Origin of the sequence: Marinobacterium halophilum, assembly GCF_003014615.1 — a bacterium.
Lineage (GTDB): Bacteria > Pseudomonadota > Gammaproteobacteria > Pseudomonadales > Balneatricaceae > Marinobacterium > Marinobacterium halophilum.
On record NZ_PYGI01000011.1, the window covers coordinates 1 to 24,973 of the forward strand.

The following is a 24,973-nucleotide window of genomic DNA, read 5'->3' on the forward strand; positions in this document are numbered from 1 at the left end:
GAACAACGCTGCCGTTTGGCAGAACCTGTTGTCTCAAGCGAGGCGCATATTCTACCGCGTCTCATTTCAATGTCAACCTTTATTTTCGTTTTTTTGTTTCAGTGTCGAGCACTTCAACAACGAACCGGTGACATCAAGGAGGCAAATTCTACATCAGAAACTTATTCAGTTTCAAGCACTTACTTCCTTCTCATTTGAGTCTTCAGTGTTTCGCGAACCCTGTCGTCTCAAGCGAGGAGGCGAATTCTACAGACACCAGCGAGGGAGTCAACGCTTTTCTGTAAAAAAGTTTCAGATACCGCTAAAACGTAAACAGGTACCCTGAGGCACCTGTTTACGTTCTTCTATATAGGTAATCGCTTACTCAACTGCGATTGTGTGTTTCTTCATCAATCGCAGCATCCAGCTCTTCATCATCGCTGTCGACAGGTGGTTTCACCAATACACGGCCCAGCAAGATACCCAACTCAAACAGCAGCCACATTGGTACAGCCAACAGACTCTGTGAAATGATGTCAGGTGGTGTCAGCAACATACCTACCACAAAGCAACCTACGATAACGTAAGCACGCTTCTCTCTCAGACTCCGAACTGTCACCACGCCCGACCAGAGCAACAACAGGGTCGCCACTGGTATCTCGAAGACAAGGCCGAACGCGAAAAACAGCTTAAGTACAAAGTTGAGGTAACTGCTGATATCCGTCATCACCGCAATATTTTCAGGCCCGACGCTGGTGAAGAAGCCAAAAATCAGCGGAAATACTACAAAGTACGCAAAAGCGACACCCAAGTAGAACAGAAAGATGCTGGATGCCAGCAAGGGCACAGCAAGGCGCTTTTCATGAGCATACAAGCCTGGCGCAATAAAACTCCACGCTTGATGTAGCAACAACGGCATGGCCAGAAACACCGATGCTACAAGCGTCAATTTGAAGGGCGCAAAGAAAGGAGATGTCACATCGGTTGCGATCATACTGGTGCCTGCCGGCAGCAGTGCGGTTAACGGAGCCGACACCCAAGTGTACAAATCATTGGCGAAATAAAACAAACCAAGAAAAATCACCAGGACTGTAAGCACCGAGTACAACAAGCGCTGACGCAGCTCGACCAAGTGCCCTATGAGTGGCTGCTCCTGATCGGAATGTGCAGTATTCATTCATCACCCTTGCGATTACGCCCACTCTCGGCTTCTTGCTGGATCTCGGTGCCGTCATGTTCGGCCTTATCTATCGCAACATCAGATGATTCAGTAGACGCAGCGTCCGGAAATGGCTGATGAAATGGCTGACGCATCTCTTCCAGCTCACGCTCCAGCTGCTCTTTCTGAATTGCTGTCGTACGCTTGAGTTCATCCACCCTCAATTCTTCACGAATTTCGGACTGGATTGAGGTCAACGAGCGGCGCATACGCCCCAGCCACAAACCACAGGTGCGCGCAGCCACAGGCAGTCGCTCAGGGCCAAGCACCAACAGCGCGACCACACCCACCACCAGCAACTCAAAGAAGCCAATATCAAACATAAGGGTTCAGCTTACTTCGGTGTTTTACTGTCGGACTGGTTACGCGTTTCTTCGCCATCCTTGAACTGCGCATCGCCCTGCTCAGACGACAGCTTCTTATGCGGGTCAGCGTCAGCAGGCTTCTGCTCTGCATCATCGTCATTGACCGCTTTTTTGAAGCTTTTCAGAGCACCGCCCAAATCACCACCGATATTGCGCAGTTTTTTGGTTCCGAACAGCAAAATGATAATCACCAGAACAATTACCAACTGCCAGATACTAATTCCACCAAGCATGCAGCCTCCTGCGAATACGTCTTGCGACGCTCAATTGAGATAATAGGTTGGACACGTGCGACATGTCATTGAACGACTCTACTTCTGACATGTTGCAATCAAGTACTGCGCGACGCCTTTTCCTCAAGACCGGACAGATCGAACCGGCGCGCCAGTTCAGCCAGTACCGCTTCATGGCTTTCACCCAGATGAGACAGCATGACCAGGGAATGAAACCACAAGTCTGCTGTTTCATATATCAGGTCGGTATGATCACCACTAACCTCGGCATCTTTTGCCGCCAATAGTGTTTCGACACTTTCCTCACCTACTTTTTCCAGAATCTTGTTCAGACCCTTGGCATGCAGAGAGGCAACATAAGAGCTTTCTGGGTCAGCATGTTTACGCGCTTCAAGCACTTCATGCAGACGGGCAAGAACATCGGTCATGGCTTAAGCCTTTTTCGTATATATCTCATCGGGATCACGGCGCACATCATCAACGGTCTCCCATTCGGAGCCGTTACGCAGCACACGATAGAAGCAGCTCTCACGTCCAGTATGGCAGGCAATCGCACCCAACTGTTCAACACTGAGCAGAATGACATCCGCATCACAGTCCAGGCGCAATTCATGCAATTTCTGCACGTGTCCAGACTCTTCACCTTTACGCCACAGGCGATTGCGGGAGCGCGACCAGTAGATCGCCCGCTCTTCTTCCACCGTCAGGCGCAGAGCCTCTGCATTCATCCAGGCCACCATGAGGACTCGACCTGTCTGATGATCCTGCGCAATTGCCGGCACCAATCCCTTGTCATCCCACTTGATCTGATCCAGCCACTCTACTGACATGCCTACCCCATTCTCGGTTACTGACTGTCGCGAAGCATAACCGATCCATGATGCCTCGACCAGTTCAGGCCCGCCAAAGCAACAGCCACCCCAATGACGCACTCGCGTACGCGTACCACGGCCACTGCTGCGCTGCTGCCTTCAATTCTGGTTGCGTCATGAACACCGCCCCTAACAACAATGAGCCACCCAACAATAACAATCGGCGCTGGTGCTGCTGGCGCCGCAGCTGTTCACTCAATAATGCTTGCTGAGCACGGGCATCAGACTCGGAATGCAGCTTCAACTGCTCCAGACTGTCGTACATCATCTGCGGCAAGTGCGGCAATTTTTCCAGCCACTCAGGAGCCTGGGCCTGCATATTACGGTAGACCGCCTTGATACCCATACGTTCCTGCATCCAGTTTTCCAGGAACGGCTTGGCCGTTTGCCAGAGATCCAGATCAGGGTAAAGTTGACGACCAAGCCCCTCAATATTGAGCAGCGTCTTCTGCAGCAAGACCAATTGCGGTTGCACTTCCATATTGAAACGTCGTGCGGTCTGAAACAGCCCCAAGAGCACCATACCGAAAGAAATATCTTTCAACGGCTTTTCAAAGATCGGCTCACAAACACTGCGAATTGCCGTTTCAAAGGCATGCACATTCGTGTCGCGTGGTACCCAGCCGGAATCAATATGCAACTGTGCAACCTGACGGTAATCGCGCTTGAAAAACGCCAGAATATTACGCGCCAGATAGCTCTGGTCCTCCGCATTCAGCGAACCGATGATGCCGAAATCGACCGCGATATATTGCGGATCAGAGGGGTTATTGCGGGAAACAAAGATATTGCCGGGATGCATATCCGCGTGAAAGAAACTGTCACGGAATACCTGAGTGAAGAAGATTTCGACCCCACGCTCGGCAAGGGCCTTCATATCGGTTCCTTGTGCCTTGAGCTGGGCTACATCCGCCACTGGAATGCCATGAATACGTTCCATGACCAGCACCTGCTGGCGCGTATAATCCCAGAATATTTCCGGTACATAAAGCACCGGAGACTGGTCAAAGTTACGGCGCAGCTGTGAGCCATTGGCCGCTTCCTTGCGCAGATCCAACTCATCGAAAATGGTCTGCTCATATTCGGCTACCACTTCAACAGGCCTGAGACGTCTTCCTTCCGCCCACAGTCCTTGCACCAAACGCGCAAGCAAATATAGCAGTGCTACATCCTGGCGGATGATTCTACCAATACCGGGGCGAATAACCTTGACCACAACCGAACGCCCATTGTGCAAGGTCGCGGCATGTACCTGGGCCACGGATGCTGACGCCATCGGCTCAACTTCGAACTGGGCAAAAACCTGTTCGACCGGCTGTTTCAACTCTCGCTCAATGATTTTCTGCGCACGTTCGCCGGAAAATGGCGGTACACGGTCCTGCAGCTTGGCCAACTCTTCTGCCAGATCGTCCGGCAGCAGGTCTCGCCGTGTCGACAGCATCTGACCAAACTTGATGAAAACCGGGCCGAGAGCCTCAAGCGCCAAACGCAAGCGTTCGGCCTGGGAGCGTCGCGCAGGCAGGATGTAACGCCAGGGCAACAACCAGAACAGTGCCCGGATATACCAGGGCAACATCGGCTGGTTAAAGAATGTATCGAGTCGATAGTACGCGAAGATCCACGCGATCTTCAGCGAGCGCATTATGGTCCGCACAGCCAGCAAGATCCTGTCCTGTTCAAGAAGCGGACTATTCTAGCCTGTTACTGCACGCTGTGTCTGGTTTCGGCCCTGCTCTTTGGCACGATACAGCGCTTTGTCAGCACGGGTAAACAAGGATTCCATATCGTCCCCTGCCTGCACCTCGGCGACCCCGAATGAAAGGGTTACGTCCACGCGCTCACCCTTGAAGTTGAACGGACTGTCCTGGATAGCCAGGCGCAGCTTTTCCGTAGCCTGCCATGCCTCTTCGGCTTTGGTCGACGGGAACAGAATGACGAACTCCTCACCACCAAAGCGGGCAATGAAGTCGCTGCTGCGCAAATTGTGACGCAGCACCTTGGCGGCCAACCGCAACACCCGGTCACCGGCCAAGTGACCCAACTGATCATTGATACGCTTGAAGAAGTCGATATCACCCACGGCCAGGGAATAATGGGTTTTATAGCGCTCCCAACGATCCATCTCGGCTTTAAGATGCTGCTCGTAGTCGATACGGTTCGGCAAACCCGTTAATGGATCCGTTCGCGCTCGCAACTGCTCTTCTTGCATGCGCGCGCGTGCCTTGCTCGTTTCCAACTCCATCTGGTCGACTTTTTTCAGCAGGTCGTCATAGCGCTGGCCCAGACGATTTTCGCGCTCCTGCTCATGCAGCTTGAAGTGCTCCATGCTGCGCATGATAGACGCAAGTTGCCGCGTGACGTTCTGCTTAAGCTGGCCCAGATCTTCCGAATCCTTGACCGTACGATGAATGTTACGTACATCACGGCGTACCACATCATCCAGTGTGCGGTGCGCTGCACGCGCTTCCTCTTCATCACAGCGACTCTCTTCGAGGAACTGTTGTACATAGGCCAACTGGGAGTTCAGTGTCATCAGGTAATTTTCAAAATCTTCCTGGCTATTGCCACCCACCAACCGGATAAGATCAGTCAACGTTGCAATAATGTCCGGCAGCTGTTTTAACTGCAGCCCTTGCTCCAGGCTAAGTACCAAATTACGCGCGCGTTCAACCCCCTCGGCAGGCACCTGGAGCACCTCCAGCAGACGCATCAGCCGACGGGCAATCTCTGCCTGCAACAACTCCAGATCCTGGTCGGCATCGGTGTTGAGTTCAAATTCACTGTCCGCAATGCCTGATGCTCTGGCCCCCAACATACTGTGCTGTAAGTCGACCAGCTCGCCTATCAGAGCGACAAGCGAGTGCAGCTGTTCAGCTGCCGCCGGTGCCCGTACCTCAACATCGGTAATCACCGCTTCAATTGCAGGTACCCGGTTCAGCTGCCGCAGCTGCTGGCCCCAGCGCTGCAACACCCGCACCAAATTCTCGCGCTCACGATACCGGTCTTGATCATACTGCCCCAAGCTGGTTTTCACCTGACGGACCAACACGGGAACTCGGATATTATCCTGTGCCTGCAGCGCGGCATTCAGCGCATCCAGCTCGGCATCAAGATCGGGTACGCTTCCCTGCAATCCCATGCTCAGGTGACTGACCAGCGAGTTCAACTGTTCACGCAGACGACTATCCGCATGTCGCTGTTGATCAACTTCGAGTGTCAGGTCAGTATATTTTCGCTTCCAGATGGCCTGGTCGGACACGCGTTACCTCGTAACGAAATATGCTTAGAGATGTTAAGAATTATAGAATATGCGCTTGCACGCTGAATAGAAACGAAAAACCGCCCTGAACAGGCGGTTTCTTATACTGGGTCAAGCAAACGCCCTTCAGTTGGCTGCGCGTTCCTGCTCAACCAGATAGTTGACGACCTCAAGCATCTGCTGATGACCACCGGCAGACTGGGCCGTCACCCGGTACTTGCCATTCACAACCATGGCCGGCACTCCCGTGATCTCGTAACCACGCAATTTGGAGTCACCTTGCTTGAGTTTCATGTTGACCGCAAAAGAATCATACAGGCTGGTGAATTTTTCCGGTTCAATACCTAGCGGAGCGTAAAAGTCCGCCAACGCCTTGGGACCGGTAAAACGCTTGCGCTGCAAATGAATGGCATCAAACATCGGCTGGTGAGATGCATCAACCGTATCAGTTAACTCGGCAACATAATAGGCACGAGCCAATGGCTCCCAGCTCCGCCCGAAAACAACCGGCAAACCAACGAACTCAACATCATCTGCCTGCTGCTTACGCCACTTGGCCAACAACGGCTCGAACGTATTACAGTGTGGGCACAAATAGCCGAACACCTCGGTCACTTCAATGGTGTCGGTAGACGCCGTTTTGACCGGAAACGGCAGTTCAAAGTAGTGGACACCGGCACGGTATTCCGCTGCCCATGTCCATGTTGCCATCAACGATAACGTCACCATCATCAGCACTTTTTTCAACATATGTCTTTTCCTGCTTATTGTGTTCAAACGTTCCGGATAGACCACTGCCTCTGTAGTTTAGTTCAGCGGCGCACCTTGTCACACAGACAAAAAAGGCAGCCGAAGCTGCCTTGATCACACTGCCGTCATACCCGGCAATTAGTGCAGACCCTGCACGTACTGAGACACTGCCTGCATTTCAGCAGCACTCAGCTTGGATGCGATATCACGCATCATCTGCGCCGGATCGTTGTTGCGCTCACCCTTACTGAACTTGTTCAGTGTCGATGCGACATACTGCGCGTGCTGGCCGCTTAAAGACGGGTAGGCCGCACTGCCGATGCCTTTGCCGTTGGGGCCATGGCATGCGGTACATGCGGCAACACCTTTCTCGGCAACACCTGCACGGTAGATCGTCTGGCCCAGTTCAACCTGATCAGCTGCGGCCTGACCCAGCTGCACTTTTTTGCTGGCATAGTAGGCTGAGATGTCGGCCAGATCTTGGTCGTTCAGGTTGGTCAGCATCCCCGTCATTTCCGGTACCATGCGGGCACCGCTCTTGATATCATTCAGCTGTTTCAGCAGGTATTTTTCACCCTGTCCAGCCAGCTTCGGGAAGTTACCGACAACACTGTTGCCATCTGCGCTGTGGCAGGCTGCACAAACGGCAGTCTTGGTCTGGCCTGCAGCCGCATCACCTGCCGCATGTGCGACGCCGGTGAGGCCGATGCTTACCAGTAAGCTGATCAGTAGTTTGTTCATTGACTAACCCAGACTCTTGCTTGACGAAATGTGTGTATATTCTCGTTGTTTTATCGCAAAACGACGAAAACAGCCAATTTCCACTATTACCCTGACTGGAGACAGACTCTGTTCGCGGGTAAAATTGGTGCCATTATAAACTAATATCCCCACAAACTGGAACGGATATGTTCAGTTTGTCACCACTGAGTCCCACATCATGACCACGTCCGACCCTGTCATCCATTACAACCTTACCCGCTTCGAGATCAGTGCCTCAAAGCTGAATCAGTGCCCGCCGGATCAGGGTGCCGAAGTTGCATTTGCCGGACGCTCCAACGCGGGCAAGTCCAGCGCCATCAACTCACTGACCCAACAGACAGGCCTGGCACGCACCTCCAAAACCCCCGGCCGTACCCAGTTGATCAATTTTTTCAGCCTGAACGTCGAAGGCTTACGACTGGTCGACCTGCCCGGCTACGGCTACGCCAAAGTGCCGATTGCCATGAAGTTGCACTGGCAACGCCACCTGGATGCCTACCTGCAGCACCGCGAATGTCTGCGCGGCGTCGTGCTGGTCATGGATATTCGTCACCCGATGAAAGAGTTCGACGAAATGATGGTGCACTGGTGTGAAGCGACAGGTATTCCACTGCATGTCCTGCTGACCAAGGCCGACAAACTCAAGCGCGGTCCGGCGCAAAGTACGCTGTTGCAATTGAAAAAGGCGTTGAAGGCTCGACTCGGCGACAATGTCAGTGTGCAGACATTCTCCGCCCTGAAAGGTACCGGTGTTGATCAACTGCGCGTGCGCATCAACAACTGGATGCTGGGCTCACCGGCCGAAGACGACGGCGACGCCTGATTCGGATAAGAAAACCCCGGCAGGTAGAAGGGGAAACCACCGCCGGGGCAAATATGTCATGACAGGTGAGCCACGTGTCCACGCTGGCACAGACAATGGATTTTTCTTACGTGGCTCTTAAACTGTGACCGGCTTGAAAGCTAAAGTTCAGTGCTGATCAAAAAAAGATCAGTGCGCCTGTTCCCAGTTATCCCCAACGCCCGCTTCGATCAACAGCGGTACCGCCAGTTCGGCTGCCTGTTCCATCAACGGTTTTACCTGTGCATAGAAGTTATCCACTTCTGACTCACGCACTTCGAACACTAATTCATCGTGAACCTGCATAATCATGCGGGCATCCATCTCACCTTGCTCAAGCCAGTTATCCACAACAATCATGGCGTACTTGATAATGTCTGCGGCCGTACCCTGCATCGGCGCATTGATCGCGGTGCGCTCAGCGGCCTGACGCTTCATCGGGTTGCGGTTGTTGATATCCGGCAGATAGAGGCGACGGCCAAACAGCGTCTCAACATAGCCCTGATCACGTGCCTGCGCACGGGTTTCATCCATGTAACGCTGCACCCCGGGGTAGGTGGCGAAGTAATGATCGATATAGGTCGCCGCTTCCTTGTTGCCAATGCCCAGCTGCTTGGCAAGACCAAAGGCCGACATGCCGTAAATCAGGCCGAAGTTGATCGCCTTGGCGCTGCGACGCTGATCAGCAGTAACATTATCCACAGTCGTGCCAAATACCTCTGCAGCCGTCGCCTTGTGGATATCTTCATCGTGGCGGAATGCATTCAGCAGACCTTCATCGCCAGACAGATGAGCCATGATGCGCAGTTCGATCTGTGAATAATCCGCCGCTACAATCTTGTACCCCTCGGGGGCAACAAACGCATTACGGATGCGTCGACCTTCCGCCGTGCGTACCGGGATGTTCTGCAGATTCGGTTCCGAAGATGACAGTCGTCCGGTCGCCGTGACCGCTTGATGATAAGAGGTATGGATGCGGCCCGTGCGCGGATTGATCATCTGCGGCAGCTTATCGGTGTAGGTACTCTTGAGTTTGCTCAGACCGCGCTGTTCGATCAACAGCTTCGGCAACGGGTACTCCAGCGCCAGCTCCTGCAACACCTCTTCAGCGGTAGAAGGTGCGCCCTTGGGTGTCTTCTTCTTCACCGGCAGACCCATTTTTTCAAACAGGATCGCCTGCAGCTGCTTGGTAGAGTTGAGGTTGAACTCTTCACCGGCCAGCAGATAGGCTTCACGCTCGATCTCCTGCAAGCGTATCTCCAACTCGCGACTCTGCACACCCAGAATCCTGGCATCCACCAGCGCACCGCGATATTCCATCCGCGACAGCACCGGAATCAACGGCCGTTCGATCTCTTCGAACACCTTGAGCAAATTGCCTGCTGCCGCCAGCTGCGGCTGCAGCTTCTGGTGCAAGCGCAAGGTGATATCGGCATCCTCGGCCGCATAGGGAGCGGCTTGCTCCAGCTCGATCTGGTTAAACGTGAGCTGCTTCTTGCCCTTGCCGGCAATATCTTCGAATGACGTTGTGCTCATACCCAGGTGACGCTCAGCCAGCGTATCCATGTCATGACGGCTGGCGGTCGAGTTGAGCACATAGGATTCCAGCATGGTATCTGCACCTATGCCCTGCAACTCGATGCCGTAGTGGCGCAGCACATTCATGTCGTACTTGATATGCTGGCCGATCTTTTTCAGTTCCGGGTCTTCCAGCAGCGGTTTCAGCTGTGCCAGTACAGCATCACGGTCGAGCTGCTCAGGTGCGCCCATATAATCATGCGCCAGCGGTACATACGCGGCCTTGCCCGGTTCCACCGCGAAGGAGATGCCGACCAACTGCGCTTCCATATAGTTCAGGCTGGTGGTTTCTGTATCGACGGCAAATGCCTCGGCGGTCTTCAACCGTTGCAGCCAGACATCCAGCGCAGCCTGCGTCAGCACCGTCTCGTATTCGGTCTCGATTGCCGGCTCGCTCACAGCGGGTGCTGCAGCCTCGGGGCCAGTGACAGAACCGGCATCCAGCTCACGTACCCAACTCTTGAACTCGTACCGACCAAACAGCTCCTTCAGCGCTTCGGTATCCGGTGCCGGCAAGCCGATGTCCTGCAGTGAAATATGCAGCGGCACATCGGTCTTGATCGTCGCCAGCAGATAGGACAGTTCCGCCGCGTCGCGATGCTCTTCCAGTTTTTTCGGCATCGACTTGGCACCACGAAAACCCAGCTCGGGAATCTTGTCCAGGTTTGCATACAGGTCACTGATCCCGCCAATCCCCTGCAGCAGTGCCAGCGCCGTCTTTTCGCCCACCCCCGGCACACCGGGAATGTTATCGACCTTATCCCCCATCAGCGCCAGCAAGTCGATCACCAGATGCGGTGGCACACCAAACTTCTCCTCGACCCCTGCCACATCCATCTTGGTATCGTTCATGGTGTTGATCAGGGTGACATGTTCGTCCACCAGCTGGGCCATATCCTTGTCCCCGGTGGAAATCACCACCTCGCGGCCTGCCGCACTGGCCTGGCGCGCCAGTGTGCCGATGACATCATCGGCCTCGACCCCCTCTTCAACAAACAGTGGCAGGCCCATGCCCCGCATGATGGCATGAATAGGTTCAACCTGAGTGCGCAGGTCATCCGGCATCGGCGGGCGCTGTGACTTATACTCGGTATAGATCTCGTCGCGGAAGGTCTTGCCCTTGGCATCGAAAATCACCGCGACCGGACTGCCCGGATAATCCTTGAGCAGCCGTTTCATCATGGAGGTCACCACACGGATAGCCCCGGTGGGTGTACCGTCTGCGGTACGCAAATCCGCCTGCTGGGAAGCAAAAAAAGCGCGGTATAAATAGGAGGAGCCATCCACCAGAATGACAGGGGCCTGTTGTTCGCTCATGGGAGTATCCATTAAAAACTGTTCCGGGGTTGTTCGTGCCTGCGACAAGGCCCACAATCATAGACAATTCGACCCCGAGTAACCAATTGGGAAGCAATGATGCTGAAAAAACTGACCCTGGCCGCCATACTGGCGCTCTCTCCTTTGGCCCAGGCCGAAGTCGTGGATGACCCCGCGCTCACCGAGCCGGAAATCACCATCACCCACGATGGCGACAGCACCTACTATGAGTACACCATCAACGGCCAGCTCAAAGAGATCAAGGTCGTGCCCAAGGTAGGCAAGCCCTACTACCTGGTGCCCGCCGATGGTTCACAGAAATTCATCCGTGTAGAGGAATCACAGCTGCTGATTCCGAAATGGGTCATCTTCCGCTGGTAACCGACATTGGCCGTTTATACTGATATCAGCCGCGCCCAGCTCGACACCCTGCTTGAGGACTATACCCTTGGACAGTTGGTCGACGTCAAAGGCATCGAAGGCGGCATCGAAAACAGCAACTTCTTCGTCACCCTGGAACAGGATGGTCGGCAAACCGACTACGTGCTGACCCTGTTCGAGGAACTGAGTTACGAGGAGATGCCCTTTTTTGTCGAGCTCGGCCAATGGCTGCAGGCACGACGGGTACCGGTGCCCTACGCGATCAAGGACCGTAACGGCATTGCGTTGAAGCAGGCCTGTGGCAAACCGGCCTTCTTTCAGCCGCGCTTCCATGGCCGTCATCTGGAGCAACACGCGATCACGGCAGAACACTGCGCTGAAATTGGTGCCGCTCTGGCCCGTTTTCATCTGGCCGGCGAAGAGTTCTACCTGCGCCGTCAGGCTCAGAGAGGCGTGTTCTGGTGGCGTCGCGAAAGCCAGGCGATTCGGCATCTGCTGACAGCAGAGGATGCCGAGCTGCTGCAGCAGGAAGTGGCCCTGTTCGATGACCTGCGCAGCCGCCCATTCGGCCTGCCGCTGGGTACCATCCATGGCGATCTGTTCCACGATAACGCGCTGTTCGTCGGCGACAAGCTGGAAGCGATTCTCGACATCTACAACGCTGCTACCGCATTTCTGTTGTTTGACCTGGCCATCGTCGCCAACGATTGGTGCACCAACGCCCTCGGCCAGGTTGACCCGGTGCGGGAACAGGCGCTGACCCGTGCCTATGCCAATGTACGCCCGTTCAGCGATGAGGAAGCCGCCGCCTGGCCAACCCTGACACGCACGGCCGCCATGCGTTTCTGGCTGTCACGGCTGATCCCCTGGCTGGGGGTTGAACAGGCCTCTCGCAGCGGGGTCGCCACCAAACTGAAAGACCCGGACGAGTTCCGCCGTATCCTGCTCAATCGCATCAATACCCCCGCAGTCCTCTGATCATTGGCTCCGGTCTGGCCTTCGGCTTCAGGCCGGAGCGCACAGACTGGTATACTGCGTTCTTTGCATCTCGTTTTCTCTGATTCCAACTCGGCAGGGCCCATGGACGTTACACACATCATCGACTCGCTCAACGACGCCCAGCGGCAGGCGGTTACCGCTGATCTGAACAACCTGCTGGTGTTGGCTGGCGCCGGCTCCGGCAAGACCCGGGTACTGGTCCACCGCATCGCCTGGCTGATCGAGACCGAGGGGCTCTCACCCTACTCGATCATGGCGGTGACGTTTACCAACAAGGCCGCGCGAGAAATGCGTGGGCGCATCGAGCACCTGTTGGGCATCAACACCCACGGCATGTGGGTCGGCACTTTCCATGGCCTGGCCCACCGCCTGCTGCGCGCGCACTGGCGTGACGCCGGTCTGCGCGACAACTTTCAGATCATGGACAGTGACGATCAACTGCGCCTGATCAAGCGCCTGAGCAAGGAGATGAATCTGGACGACAGCCGCTGGCCGGCCCGTCAGTTCCAGTGGTTCATCAACGCACAGAAAGACGAAGGCCTGCGCAGCGCCCATATCGAGCGCACCGGCGATCCGTACCAAACGATGATGCTCCGCGTGTACGAAGCCTACGAAGACGCCTGCGAGCGCGGCGGCATGATCGATTTCGGTGAACTGCTGTTGCGGGCACTGGAACTGCTGCGCGACCGTGCACCTCAGCTGCTGCATCATTATCGCGAGCGTTTCCGCTACGTGCTGGTGGACGAGTTCCAGGATACCAACGCCATCCAGTACGCCTGGCTGCGCCTTTTGTGTGAAGGCGATCGCAAGCTGATGGCCGTGGGTGACGACGACCAGTCGATCTACGGCTGGCGCGGTGCCCGCATCGAGAATATCCAGCATCTGGAAGAACACTTCCCCGGCACCGAAACCATCCGTCTGGAACAGAACTATCGCTCCACCGGCACCATCCTGCAGGCGGCCAACGCGGTCATTCAGAACAACTTCGGTCGCCTCGGCAAGCAGCTGTGGACCGAGCTGGGTGATGGCGACCCGATCGCCCTGTACAGCGCCTTCAACGAACAGGATGAGGCCCGTTTCATCGTCGACCAGATCCAGAAATGGGTCGAGGAAGGCAATCGTCGCGACGAATCCGCCATTCTGTACCGTTCCAACGCCCAATCGCGCGTGCTGGAGGAGATGCTGATCCGCGCAGGTGTGCCTTATCGCATCTACGGCGGTCAGCGCTTTTATGACCGGCTGGAGATCAAGAACGCCCTCGCCTATCTGCGTCTGCTCGCCAACCGCGACGACGACACCGCCATGGAGCGGGTGATTAACGTGCCTACCCGTGGCATCGGCACCCGTACCATTGAAGCGATTCGGGAGCATGCCCGTGGCGAAAACGTATCCATGTGGCGGGCCGCCAATGAGATCACCGAACTCAAGACCCTGCCGGCACGGGCCAACAACGCCCTGCAGGGCTTCGTCGACCTGATCAACGCGCTCGACTCGGGCACCCGCGAAGTTGAACTGCACGAACAGACCGAACATGTCATTGAGCATGCCGGTCTGATCCAGCACCACGAAAAGGAAAAGGGCGAGAAGGCGCAGTCACGTATCGAGAACCTGGAGGAGCTGGTCACCGCCACCCGCCAGTTCGCCAGCCAATGGCAGGATGACAACGAAGAGGGCTTCAACTCACCGTTGGCGGCCTTCCTTGACCAGGCCGCATTGGATGCGGGTGAAACCCAGGCGGACGTCAACACTGACAGCGTACAGCTGATGACCCTGCACTCGGCCAAGGGCCTGGAGTTCCCACTGGTGTTTCTGGCCGGTATGGAGGAAGGGCTGTTCCCGCACAGCATGTCGGCGGAAGAACCGGGGCGTCTCGAAGAGGAACGCCGCCTCTGCTACGTGGGCATCACTCGCGCCATGCAGAAGCTCTACATCACCTATGCCGAATCACGCCGCTTACACGGCAAGGAGACCTTCAACCGCGTCTCCCGCTTCGTCAATGAGATCCCTCAGGAGTTGATCGAAGAAGTCCGCCTCAACGCCACCGTGCGCCGCCCATACAGCTCCGGTCATCAGGACAACACCAGCAGCCTGTTTGCCGGCGGCTCATCCCTGTCCAGCGCCGAGGTGCCCAGCACCAACCTGAGTCTGGGGCAGGCGGTGATGCACCAGAAATTCGGTGTCGGCATGGTAACCAACTTCGAAGGCAGTGGCCCCAAGGCACGGGTTCAGGTGAACTTTGAAGAGGTCGGCAGCAAGTGGCTGGTGGTTGGTTTCGCCAAGCTGGAGCCGCTGTAAAGCACGTATCGGCTAACGTAGCTAACCCAGCAGGCGCGGCAGCAAGAGCTCGCCCGCCTGCCACAATAGACGCAGCGCCAGTAGCGTCACCACCACACGAAACAGCCGGTTGAACCAGACCGAAGAAACCCGGTGCAGCAGGTTCAAGCCGATCCAGGTACCCAGCATGCCACTGAGGATCATCGCCGCAATCAGTGGTAACCAGTCGACGAACGAAAACCCAACCACCGAGAACACCACGCCCTTGAGCAGATGCTGGCCCGTCATGGCAGTGGCGAAGGTCGCGACCGTCTGCATCTTGTCATGACTGTGTCGATGCACGAATGCCGCCACCAGCGGCCCCGTCGCACCGACAAACATCGAGAGAAAGGTCGTCAGGCCACCTGCCAACAGGGTTTTTATCGGAGTCAGTGTCTTGGCCGCCGGTTTGGCACCCCACACCATCCACAGAATGAAGCCACCGACAGCAAGCTGGATCAGTTCCAGCGGCAGTTGCACCACGACCAGTGACGCCAGTAAGGCCCCGAGCAGACCACCGAATAGAAAGCGCCGACACAACGACCAATCGATGTGCCGGCGAGTCATCAGCGCGCGATTGCCGTTGGACCCCAGCTGCACCAGACCATGCACCGGGATCAACGCCGCAATGGGTACCAGCTGTGCCATCACCACCAGTAGTAACACGCCCCCACCGATGCCCAGCGTCGCCGTCATCAGCGAGGTCAGCCCGGCCGTCAGGACCAGCCAAAGCGCATCCGGCAACAACAGGTCTGCTGGCAACAGCACCACGGACGGTGCGAACATCAGCTCTCCTGCATCGCCTGCAGTACCTGTTGCGACCAGTTCAGGCTATGCCGATAGGCCACTTCATAAAACGGGCGCTCCAGCGCACGGCTGAGTTGATCGAACTCGCCGCGTTCATAGTGTTCAACCTGTTTCAGCAGCTCGCCACAGGAGCCACTGCGATCGAGCAGCGCCGCTTTCATGTCCTGCTGCAACGGCACCTGATCCAACAGATCCGCCATTGCCATGTTGAGCAGCACATCCAGCTGCGACAACAGGCCTACGATGAAATGGTTGATCGGCTCATCACGGCCCATCATTTCAGCCAGCAGCTCACACATGCGTCCCCGAACCAGCATATTGCGGGTCAACTCATCCGGCTTGTTCTTGTCGGCGGCACTGAGGAACAGCAAGACCCAACGCTTGATCTGTTCGATGCCCAACAGGGTAATCGCATGCGACAGGGAACTGATTTCACGGCGCAGGTTGAACGCAGCCGAATTGACTACGCGCAGAATACGGTAGGTCAGTGCCGGGTCCTGCAGCGCGATCTGCTCAATCGACTGGGCCGTGGCATTGGGACGCTGCAGCTCGGTCAGTATCTGCAACAACACCACCTTATTACCGGTTATTTTCTTGCCTTTGACCACTTCCGGCTTGCTGAGGAAGTAGCCCATATACAACGCGAAGCCCATTTCCAGACAGCGGCGGAACTCATCCTGGGTTTCCACCTTGTCCGCCAGCAGTTCAAGCTGATAAGGCCGCAACCGCTGTAGCAACGGAGGAATGTTATCCAAACCCAGCAGCTGTATATCCAGTTTAAGCACATGCACGATATTCAGCAGCGGCTCAAACTTGGGATCGCGCGGGTCGTAATCCGCCAGTGCCAGACGGTAGCCTTGGCGGGCCAGATCCTTGACCCGAGCAATCAGCTCCGGTGTGATATTGGAATGTCCCAACAATTCAAGCACGAAGCTCTGCCGAGGCAGCTCCGGCAGGTCATTGTTGAGCAGAAAACTGTCGGTAACCTTGAGGAAGCAGGGTAGTGACTTTACCGCGCCGCCCTTGGTAATGCTGGAATAGGTTCCGAGAAGAACACCCAATGTCGCGTCGTCATCCTTCAGGCCGACGATAAAGTTGCCATCGGCGTCACGGAATAATAGTTCAAACGCGACAACATCCTGACTTTTGGTATACACAGGCTGACGCGCCATCAATACCTGAAGCGGCTGTTCCTCGGCCATGATCTGAGAGCCCGTCGATGCCACTGCTGACTCCTTGCGGTTGCTGACTGTTCTATTTTTAAATAAGTCCTGAAGTATATCGACTCACTCAGAATCGTAACAGCCTCGATGTCGCTTATCGCCCACTCGGCACCACTATCGGATTCAGCGGTATACTCGAACGAACACTGACTCCCCTGAACAAAAGGAAACTGCACGATGCGTTGTCACGAACTGGACTACGAACTGATCGGCTCGGAGATGCAGCTGGTCGAAGTTGAACTGGATCCCGGCGAAACCGTGATTGCCGAAGCCGGTGCCATGACCTACATGGAAGAAAACATCACCTTTGATACCCGCATGGGTGACGGCTCCAACCCTGATGAAGGCTTTATGGGCAAACTGTTCTCTGCCGGCAAGCGGGCCTTCACCGGCGAGTCGATCTTTACCACCCATTTCAGCAACAGTGGCAGCGGCAAACGCCGCGTTGCCTTTGCCGCCCCCTATCCGGGCAACATCGTCGCCCTGAACATGGCTGAACTGGGCGAAAAGGTGGTCTGTCAGAAAGATGCATTCCTCTGCGCCGCGTTGGGTACCAAGGTCAGCATCAGCTTCAACCGCCGTCTCGGTGCCGGGTTCTTTGGCGGTGAAGGTTTTATCCTGCAGACCCTGGAAGGCGACGGCATGGCATTTATCCAGGCTGGCGGCACCGTGGTGAAAAAGGAACTCAACGGCGAAACGCTGCGCGTGGATACCGGTTGCCTGGTCGGTTTTACTGAAGGCATCGACTACGACATTCAGCGCGCCGGCAGCCTCAAATCAATGGTCTTCGGCGGCGAAGGCCTGTTCCTCGCGACGCTTAAAGGCACCGGTACCGTATGGCTGCAAAGCCTGCCGTTCTCACGCATGGCCGACCGCATCATCGCCCACGCCCCCGCCAGCGGAGGCAAGGACCAGGGCGAAGGCTCAGTGCTCGGCGGTATCGGCAGAATGATGGGCGGGAGCCGCTGAACAGTAGACGTGGTGAGATGCATGGGTGTGTGCCTGTGCATCGATTCGGCAGCAGATCAGCCCTGAACAGGCGTACGCGTACACGGATCCAGCACATGTGGGCGCTGAAAGCGGACAACCGATAATGAAATACAGTGTGTAAGCGGGATAATGCAGAAGGAAAAAATGGCGCGCCTGGAGGGATTCGAACCCCCGACCAACAGGATCGGAACCTGCTACTCTATCCAGCTGAGCTACAGGCGCGTAATAGAAGTGTTTGCGGGTACATATACTACGGATCAGACCGGCATTTGCCAAGCAAATTCTTGGCATCACGCATTCAGGCCCATCATCGCTACCGTGATCCTTTGGTCGTAAAACACACTATAAAAACGCTGGAGCTGCCCTAACGCAATTTCCGTATGGGCAGGTTTGCCGGTATAATCCTTTGTCAGATTTTGTGAGCGCAGTCATGTCGGCATCTGGTCCTGCCCTGAATACTCAAGGCCGTCCGCCAGGCATCGCTGCCCCGACAACTTACCAAGTGATGAGGTCGTGACTGTGAAAAAATTTGCTGCCAAAGCTGCATCTGCACTCTGCGCATTCGGTCTGGGTATGGCGCTGACGGCGTCTGTTCAGGCAGCCACTTCAAATGAAGCGATGATCGAGCGTATCAAGCCGATCGGTTCTGTCTGCGTACAAGGTGACGAAAACTGCGGCGGCGCTGCTGCTGCAGCCGCTACCAGCACCAGTGGTGCTCGCTCAGGTGAAGAGATCTATACCGGCAAGTGTGCCGCCTGTCACACCAGCGGTGTTCTGGGTGCGCCGAAGTTCGGCACCAACGAAATGCAGCTGCGCCTGGATGAGAAAGGCATGGAAATGCTGCTGTCTCACGCCATCAACGGCTTCAATGCAATGCCGCCGCGCGGCACCTGCGCTGACTGCTCCGATGACGAGATCCAGGGCGCTATCGATCACATGCTGGCCAACTAATCTGGCTGCATGCATGCAAGAGGCTGCTTCGGCAGCCTTTTTCATATCTGCCGACCACGGATAGGCCGGCCATCAACATCAAGGATGAAGACCATGTTCAAACATACCCCTCTGCTTCTGCTGCTCGGGCTGTCGATGCCTACAGCGGCTAACACCGTACCCGATCATACTGTCATGCAGGGTGTCGAAGTCGGCGCCGACCTGTCTATCCCCCATGATCTGGATAACTGGCTGATCAGTGAGAAGTATGACGGTGTCCGTGCCTATTGGGACGGCGACCAACTGCTGACACGCAGTGGCTATCCCATCGCCGTACCTGCCGTATTTACCGCCGGCTGGCCCCGCGAACACCTGGAGGGCGAACTCTGGATCGGTTATGGCGCATTTGAGCAGCTCTCGGCACTGGTCCGCAGCCACCAGACACCGGCATCCGCATGGCAGCCAGTACGTTTCATGCTCTTCGACCTGCCGCGCTGGCCCGGTACATTTGCCCAGCGCCAAAACCAGCTGGGCACTCTTCTGGACACCACTACCGCCACCAACCTGCAGCAGATTCCCCAACATCGCGGTTCCAGCCAGGCTGAACTGGATGTCGTGTTTGCTGCAGTTGAAGCGCGCGGCGGCGAAGGCCTTATGCTGCACCGGGCCAGCGCGCTGTATCAGCTGCAACGCACCACAGACCTGCGTAAACTCAAACCGTTTCAGGATGCCGAAGCCAAGGTGATTGCTCACCTGCCCGGGAAGGGCAAATATACCGGTATGATGGGGTCGCTGCTGGTTGAGCAGGCCGACGGCACACGCCTACGTATCGGCTCCGGTTTCAGCGATGCCGAACGTGCTGCACCACCGGCTATCGGAACCATACTCACCTTCCGCTACAATGGCCTCACCCGTCACGGCAAACCACGCTTCGCACGCTTTTTGCGTATCCGGCCAGACTAGTACCGGGTCATGGAGTCGACAGGCTGATGCTCAGGGGTCTGGTACCCGACTTGGGTCTGACGTAGGATCTCTGCTCGATCACAGGATACCGGCTTGCTCATGAACCATCATTTCAAATCATCGCTGACACGACGCCTGACGGTTGGGTTCACATTGTTGGTCGTGCTGCTGACGATCGTGCAGTTCTTACTGCTGGTCAGCAGCTTCCAGCAGTACAGCCGCTTTGCCAGTACCCGTGATACCAGCCATCTTGATGCAGCCCTGAAACACCATCTGGAGCAGGATGCCGAACTGCTCAGCAACATGCTGGCCGATCAGCTCAGTATTCCGCTACATTACCGTGATCTGAGCGCAGTCGGCATGCAACTGCAGCACTTTGCCAGCAGCCGCAGTTTGAGCTATGTCTATTTATTCGATGCCCATGGCAAACTGCTGCACGATGGCACCAATATACAGCCTGCAGGGCTGCCGGTTCACACACTTACCCCGTTATCACTCGGCACCCGCTTGCAACAACAATGGCAGGCTACACAGCTGCACCAGTTACAGCCAATACAGATCGCGGGCACTACAGCTGGCCATGTTGCTATCGGCATGGATTTTTCGCCTGCACTGGATAACCTGGCGGTATTGAATACCAATATGCAGGCCGAAACCCTGGCCAAAGAAAAGCAGATGCTGCACCAGCTGGTGCTGGTCACCCTACTGGTACTGCTGGTCACAATCTGGCTGATCTATCGTTTCTGCCGCCACCTGTTCAAGCCGTTGCAGCAACTGGCCGAGAAGAGCCTGCGCTACGGTGAAGGCGACCGGAGTATACGGTTCGATACCGCCCAGCAAGATGAAATTGGCCACTTGAGTCAGGCACTGGAGCAGATGCGGCGCGGCCTGGAACAAAGCCACCATCAGACTCACCAGCTGGCCTACCTGGATAGTCTGACCCAGCTGCCCAACCGACACTGGTTCCAGCAGTCTCTGGACACGTTACTGCAACAGGCCCAGCGCCATAATCAGCGATTGGGCGTTCTCTTCATTGATCTGGACCATTTCAAGGAGGTCAATGACACCGCCGGACACGACATGGGCGACCTGCTGCTGTTCGAAGCGGCTGCCCGCCTGCGCACTTTGCTGTTGACGCTCGAACTGTCCAACCCTGACAGTGACGAGGTGCTGCTTGCACGTCTCGGTGGCGACGAGTTCGTGACCCTGTATCCTGACCTGGACAACAGTGAGCAGGCTGCAGACCTGGCGCGACGCATTGCCGAGGTTCTGGACGAGCCCTTCCTGATTGACGGTCGCTATTTCAAGATTTCCAGCAGTATCGGCATCACCGTCTACCCCGACGACGGCGTCACCAGCAATGAAATCCTGAAGCATGCCGATATTGCCATGTACGCCGCCAAACAGAGTGGCCGTAACCAGTATGCCTTCTTCTCCTTGCAGATGAACCAGCAGCTGCAGCAACGGATCGACATCCTGCAGGGCGTGCGAGCCGCACTGGAGCATGGGCATTTCCATCTGGAGTATCAGCCCGTGGTCGAACTGGCGACCGGCACGATTCGTGGAGCCGAAGCGTTACTGCGCTGGCAGCATCCCGAACAGGGACTCATCTCGCCCGCGCTGTTCATCCCTACCATTGAAGATTCAGACCTGATAGAGCCGGTTACCCGCTGGGTCGCCCATCAAGCCGTGCAGGATTTGCTTGAGCTGCAGCAGCCATACCCCGGTTTCGTCGTCTCGATCAACATTTCCGGCGCGGCCCTGCATCAGGACAGTACCCGTGATTTTCTTACCGAACTCACTCAAAACGCACAGGTGCCGGCCAACTGCCTCAGTATCGAATTGACTGAAACCAGCATGATCAAGCACCTGGATGATTGCCGTCAGACACTGACTCAATGGAAGGCAGCCGGCATGAACATCTGGATCGACGATTTCGGCACCGGCTATTCATCCCTGAGCTACCTGCACCAACTGCCGATCGACGGCCTCAAGATCGACCGCAGCTTCGTCCGTGAATTACATCCCGGACACGGCAACTCACTGGTCGCCACCATTCTGACCCTGGCCAAATCGATGGATCTGAAAGTCGTGGCCGAGGGGATTGAAACCGAAAGCCAGCGCGCCTGCGTCGCACAGCTAGGCAGCGGCTACGGGCAGGGGTTCGGTCTGTATCGGCCGATGCCGTTTACAGCCCTGAAGCAGGTGTTGGCGGCAGAGCAACGTTGAGCTGTACCTGAACGGGCCAGTTCAACAAGCAGGAAACTGAAAGAGTGGTCGGGGTCGTGAACACGACACCCGACAAAAGCCGATTTTACAGACGCACTTCAATCCCGTGGTCACGCATGTACTGCTTGGCCTGAGGAATACTGTACTCGTTGAAGTGGAAAATCGACGCGGCCAGCACGGCATCTGCCTTGCCTTCGATACAGCCTTCGACCAAGTGGTCCAGGTTGCCGACACCGCCAGAGGCGATCACCGGCACATGTACCGCTTCACTGATGGCACGGGTGACACCAAGGTCGTAACCGTTCTTGACGCCATCCTGATCCATCGATGTCAGCAGGATTTCACCAGCACCCAGATCAACCATCTTCTTGGCCCATTCAACCGCATCAAGACCAGTGGGCTTACGGCCACCGTGGGTGAAGATCTCCCACTTGTCCGGCTCGCCTTCGACCGACACTTTCTTGGCATCAATCGCCACTACGATGCACTGGCTGCCGAAACGTTCGGCCGCTTCGCGCACGAAGTCCGGGTTGGTGACCGCTGCACTGTTGATCGACACCTTGTCGGCACCGGCGTTGAGCATGGTGCGGATATCCTCGCAGGTGCGGATGCCGCCACCCACCGTCAACGGAATGAACACCTGAGAAGCCATCTTCTCCACAGTATGCACCATGGTGTCACGGCCTTCATGCGTCGCGGTGATGTCGAGAAAGGTGATCTCATCGGCACCCTGCTCATCATAGCGCTTGGCCACTTCAACCGGGTCACCGGCATCGCGGATATCGAGGAACTTGACCCCCTTCACCACGCGGCCGTTTTCCACGTCCAGACAGGGAATAATGCGTTTTGCCAGTGCCATATCACTACACCTCTTACTTGGCGGTCAGCTCGTCGCTCAGAGCCTGAGCTTCGGCTACATCCAGTGTACCTTCATAGATGGCACGACCGGTAATGGCACCGAGAATGCCCTGATCGGCCACTTTAGCCAACGCGCGGATATCTTCGATGTTGGTCACGCCGCCGGACGCAATCACCGGAATCCCGGCTTCGCGAGCCAGTTCGACGGTCGCTTCGACGTTCACACCCTGCATCATGCCGTCACGGCTGATGTCGGTGTAAACGATGGCGCTGACGCCGTCGTTCTTGAACTGCTTGGCCAGTTCGACCGCCTTGACGTCGGTGATCTCGGCCCAGCCATCGATTGCCACGTAACCGTCCTGTGCATCCAGGCCCACAATGATGTGGCCCGGAAACTGCTTGCACATTGCAGTCACGAATTCGGGTTCTTTTACCGCCTGAGTACCAATGATGACGTACTGCACACCGGCATCCAGGTAGGCCTGGATGATCTCGGCGGAGCGGATGCCACCCCCGATCTGGATCGGCAGATCCGGGTAGGCTTCGGCGATCTGCTTGACGATCTCGCCATTGACCGGCTCACCGGCGAACGCACCGTTCAAGTCCACCAGATGCAGACGACGACAGCCCGCTTCAACCCACTTGGCAGCCATTTCGACCGGGTTGTCGGAGAATACGGTGGAATCGTCCATGCGGCCCTGACGCAGGCGAACACAGGCACCATCTTTGAGGTCAATCGCGGGAATAATCAGCATATCGAGTCAGATCCAGAGTAGTCAGTCAAAAGTCAGTCAAAAATTCGGGCGCATGCAAAGCTCAGGGACGGCCGTCCCAGTTAAGGAAGTTCTGCAACAGCTGCAGCCCGACCTTCTGGCTTTTTTCCGGGTGGAACTGCACCGCAAACACGTTATCGCGGGCGATTGCCACATCGAAGTCGACACCGTAGTTACAGGTCGCTGCCACCAGCTCCGATTGCGCGGCCTTCACATAATAGCTGTGTACAAAGTAGAAGCGGCTGCCGTTGTCGATGTTGGCCCACAGCGGGTGGTCGATCGTCTGCTCAACCGTATTCCAGCCCATGTGCGGTACTTTCAGGCGCTCGCCATCGGCATCCTTGAGGTCGTTGCCAAAGAAATTGACCCGGCCTTCAAACTCGCCAAGACAGTCAACGCCCTTGTTCTCCTCGGAAAACTGCATCAACGCCTGATAGCCAACACAGATACCCAGGAACGGCTTGCCGGAAGCGATCGCTTCGCGCACTTCGGCATCCACTCCCAGGCGGCGAATTTCAGCCATGCAATCGCGAATCGCGCCCACACCGGGCAGCAATACGCGATCGGCACTGCGCACCAGTGCCGGGTCAGCGGTCACCCGCACTTCAACGCCCGGCTGGACATGCTCCAGCGCCTTGGCTACCGAGTGCAGGTTGCCCATGCCGTAGTCGATAACTGCAATGCTGCTCATGGCTTACAGGCACCCTTTGGTGGACGGCATGATGTCGGCAGCGCGCTGATCGACTTCAACAGCCATCCGAATCGCACGGCCGAATGCCTTGAAGATGGTTTCCGCCTGATGGTGGGTGTTTTTGCCCTTGAGGTTATCAATGTGCAGCGTCACCATGCCGTGGTTAACGAAGCCATGGAAAAATTCGCTGAACAGATCCACATCAAAACCGCCGACACGACCACGGGTAAACTCCACATCCATCGCCAGGCCAGGACGGCCGGAGAAGTCGATGACCACACGGGACAGGGCTTCATCCAACGGTACGTAGGCGTGGCCATAGCGACGGATACCCTTCTTGTCGCCCAGCGCCTGCTTGAATGCCTGACCAAGGGTAATACCGATATCTTCCACGGTGTGATGATCGTCGATATGCAGATCGCCGATGGCGCTGATCTCCATGTCGATCAGGCCATGTCGGGCGATCTGATCCAGCATGTGATCCAGAAAAGGCACACCGGTATCCACATCCAGTTGCCCGGTGCCATCAAGGTTTACAGCAACGGTAATCTGGGTTTCCAGCGTGTTGCGGGTTACCTCAGCTTTACGCTCGGCCATCTCTCTCTCCACCTGCGATTCACGAAAACCCCTAGTATACATTC

The 24,973-nt window shown here is 56.1% G+C and carries 25 protein-coding genes and 1 tRNA gene; 9 read left to right on the forward strand and 17 right to left on the reverse strand.

Annotated features, from left to right (window positions below):
* Window positions 1–198 (forward strand): hypothetical protein (locus CLV44_RS17410; RefSeq protein ID WP_211298109.1); only part of this gene is annotated, 198 nt, incomplete at its 5' end.
* 166 nt (window positions 199–364) lie between these two features.
* Here CLV44_RS17410 and tatC read toward each other — a convergent pair.
* The 9 genes from tatC to CLV44_RS08790 form a co-directional block, all read right to left on the reverse strand.
* Window positions 365–1,156 (reverse strand): twin-arginine translocase subunit TatC, encoded by a 792-nt coding sequence (gene tatC / locus CLV44_RS08750; protein ID WP_106591747.1) that lies wholly within the window; start codon window positions 1,154–1,156, stop codon window positions 365–367.
* Window positions 1,153–1,521: a Sec-independent protein translocase protein TatB gene (gene tatB, locus CLV44_RS08755; RefSeq protein WP_106591748.1), complete on the reverse strand. Its 369-nt coding sequence runs from the start codon at window positions 1,519–1,521 to the stop codon at window positions 1,153–1,155. Before tatB ends, tatC begins: the two co-directional genes overlap by 4 nt.
* 11 nt (window positions 1,522–1,532) lie before the next feature.
* Entirely contained in the window at window positions 1,533–1,796 is a 264-nt protein-coding gene (tatA, locus tag CLV44_RS08760) for a twin-arginine translocase TatA/TatE family subunit (RefSeq protein ID WP_106591749.1), read from the reverse strand.
* Between the two features lie 98 nt (window positions 1,797–1,894).
* A complete protein-coding gene (locus tag CLV44_RS08765) occupies window positions 1,895–2,224 on the reverse strand; it encodes a phosphoribosyl-ATP diphosphatase (RefSeq protein WP_106591750.1) in 330 nt (109 codons plus the stop codon).
* A gap of 3 nt (window positions 2,225–2,227) precedes the next feature.
* On the reverse strand, window positions 2,228–2,626 hold the full coding sequence (hisI, locus tag CLV44_RS08770; RefSeq protein WP_106591751.1) for a phosphoribosyl-AMP cyclohydrolase: 399 nt from the start codon (window positions 2,624–2,626) through the stop codon (window positions 2,228–2,230).
* Between the two features lie 64 nt (window positions 2,627–2,690).
* A complete protein-coding gene (ubiB, locus tag CLV44_RS08775) occupies window positions 2,691–4,310 on the reverse strand; it encodes a ubiquinone biosynthesis regulatory protein kinase UbiB (protein ID WP_170069302.1) in 1,620 nt (539 codons plus the stop codon).
* A 51-nt stretch (window positions 4,311–4,361) separates the two neighbouring features.
* Window positions 4,362–5,927, reverse strand: a complete 1,566-nt coding sequence (locus CLV44_RS08780; protein WP_106591752.1) for a GGDEF domain-containing protein — start codon at window positions 5,925–5,927, stop codon at window positions 4,362–4,364.
* Window positions 5,928–6,053: 126 nt separating this feature from the next.
* Complete coding sequence (locus tag CLV44_RS08785; protein WP_106591753.1) at window positions 6,054–6,677, reverse strand: thiol:disulfide interchange protein DsbA/DsbL; 624 nt, start codon at window positions 6,675–6,677, stop codon at window positions 6,054–6,056.
* A gap of 138 nt (window positions 6,678–6,815) precedes the next feature.
* The gene (locus CLV44_RS08790) at window positions 6,816–7,418 is read right to left on the reverse strand and encodes a c-type cytochrome (protein WP_106591754.1); all 603 of its coding nucleotides are present in this window, start codon (window positions 7,416–7,418) and stop codon (window positions 6,816–6,818) included.
* A 199-nt stretch (window positions 7,419–7,617) separates the two neighbouring features.
* Between CLV44_RS08790 and yihA the strand changes: the two genes are divergently transcribed.
* Entirely contained in the window at window positions 7,618–8,262 is a 645-nt protein-coding gene (gene yihA / locus CLV44_RS08795) for a ribosome biogenesis GTP-binding protein YihA/YsxC (protein ID WP_106591755.1), read from the forward strand.
* Between the two features lie 168 nt (window positions 8,263–8,430).
* On the opposite strand, the gene polA is transcribed toward yihA, so the two are convergent.
* On the reverse strand, window positions 8,431–11,175 hold the full coding sequence (polA, locus tag CLV44_RS08800) for a DNA polymerase I (protein ID WP_106591756.1): 2,745 nt from the start codon (window positions 11,173–11,175) through the stop codon (window positions 8,431–8,433).
* 99 nt (window positions 11,176–11,274) lie between these two features.
* Here polA and CLV44_RS08805 point away from each other — a divergent pair, with 99 nt between their 5' ends.
* The 3 genes from CLV44_RS08805 (at window position 11,275) to uvrD (ending at window position 14,850) form a co-directional block, all read left to right on the forward strand.
* A complete protein-coding gene (locus CLV44_RS08805) occupies window positions 11,275–11,556 on the forward strand; it encodes a DUF2782 domain-containing protein (RefSeq protein WP_106591855.1) in 282 nt (93 codons plus the stop codon).
* 6 nt (window positions 11,557–11,562) lie between these two features.
* Entirely contained in the window at window positions 11,563–12,534 is a 972-nt protein-coding gene (locus CLV44_RS08810; protein ID WP_106591757.1) for a homoserine kinase, read from the forward strand.
* 102 nt (window positions 12,535–12,636) lie between these two features.
* Window positions 12,637–14,850 (forward strand): DNA helicase II, encoded by a 2,214-nt coding sequence (uvrD, locus tag CLV44_RS08815; RefSeq protein ID WP_106591758.1) that lies wholly within the window; start codon window positions 12,637–12,639, stop codon window positions 14,848–14,850.
* Between the two features lie 21 nt (window positions 14,851–14,871).
* Here uvrD and CLV44_RS08820 read toward each other — a convergent pair whose 3' ends face one another.
* Window positions 14,872–15,654 (reverse strand): sulfite exporter TauE/SafE family protein, encoded by a 783-nt coding sequence (locus tag CLV44_RS08820; RefSeq protein WP_106591759.1) that lies wholly within the window; start codon window positions 15,652–15,654, stop codon window positions 14,872–14,874.
* On the reverse strand, window positions 15,654–16,901 hold the full coding sequence (locus CLV44_RS08825) for an EAL and HDOD domain-containing protein (protein ID WP_245912650.1): 1,248 nt from the start codon (window positions 16,899–16,901) through the stop codon (window positions 15,654–15,656). Before CLV44_RS08825 ends, CLV44_RS08820 begins: the two co-directional genes overlap by 1 nt.
* A gap of 174 nt (window positions 16,902–17,075) precedes the next feature.
* Between CLV44_RS08825 and CLV44_RS08830 the strand changes: the two genes are divergently transcribed.
* On the forward strand, window positions 17,076–17,867 hold the full coding sequence (locus CLV44_RS08830; RefSeq protein ID WP_106591760.1) for a TIGR00266 family protein: 792 nt from the start codon (window positions 17,076–17,078) through the stop codon (window positions 17,865–17,867).
* 166 nt (window positions 17,868–18,033) lie between these two features.
* On the opposite strand, the gene CLV44_RS08835 is transcribed toward CLV44_RS08830, so the two are convergent.
* A tRNA-Arg gene (locus tag CLV44_RS08835) sits at window positions 18,034–18,110 on the reverse strand.
* A 297-nt stretch (window positions 18,111–18,407) separates the two neighbouring features.
* Between CLV44_RS08835 and CLV44_RS08840 the strand changes: the two genes are divergently transcribed.
* From CLV44_RS08840 to CLV44_RS08850, 3 genes are all read left to right on the forward strand, one after another.
* Window positions 18,408–18,839 (forward strand): c-type cytochrome, encoded by a 432-nt coding sequence (locus CLV44_RS08840; protein ID WP_106591761.1) that lies wholly within the window; start codon window positions 18,408–18,410, stop codon window positions 18,837–18,839.
* A 93-nt stretch (window positions 18,840–18,932) separates the two neighbouring features.
* On the forward strand, window positions 18,933–19,781 hold the full coding sequence (locus CLV44_RS08845; RefSeq protein WP_106591762.1) for a DNA ligase: 849 nt from the start codon (window positions 18,933–18,935) through the stop codon (window positions 19,779–19,781).
* A 99-nt stretch (window positions 19,782–19,880) separates the two neighbouring features.
* Complete coding sequence (locus tag CLV44_RS08850; RefSeq protein WP_106591763.1) at window positions 19,881–22,010, forward strand: putative bifunctional diguanylate cyclase/phosphodiesterase; 2,130 nt, start codon at window positions 19,881–19,883, stop codon at window positions 22,008–22,010.
* A gap of 85 nt (window positions 22,011–22,095) precedes the next feature.
* Here the strand turns inward: CLV44_RS08850 and hisF are convergent, their stop codons facing one another.
* From hisF to hisB, 4 genes are all read right to left on the reverse strand, one after another.
* Entirely contained in the window at window positions 22,096–22,869 is a 774-nt protein-coding gene (gene hisF / locus CLV44_RS08855; RefSeq protein WP_106591764.1) for an imidazole glycerol phosphate synthase subunit HisF, read from the reverse strand.
* Window positions 22,870–22,882: 13 nt separating this feature from the next.
* A complete protein-coding gene (hisA, locus tag CLV44_RS08860; protein ID WP_106591765.1) occupies window positions 22,883–23,623 on the reverse strand; it encodes a 1-(5-phosphoribosyl)-5-[(5-phosphoribosylamino)methylideneamino]imidazole-4-carboxamide isomerase in 741 nt (246 codons plus the stop codon).
* 61 nt (window positions 23,624–23,684) lie between these two features.
* Entirely contained in the window at window positions 23,685–24,332 is a 648-nt protein-coding gene (gene hisH / locus CLV44_RS08865) for an imidazole glycerol phosphate synthase subunit HisH (RefSeq protein ID WP_106591766.1), read from the reverse strand.
* Between the two features lie 3 nt (window positions 24,333–24,335).
* Entirely contained in the window at window positions 24,336–24,929 is a 594-nt protein-coding gene (hisB, locus tag CLV44_RS08870) for an imidazoleglycerol-phosphate dehydratase HisB (protein WP_106591767.1), read from the reverse strand.
* Window positions 24,930–24,973 lie beyond the last annotated feature (44 nt).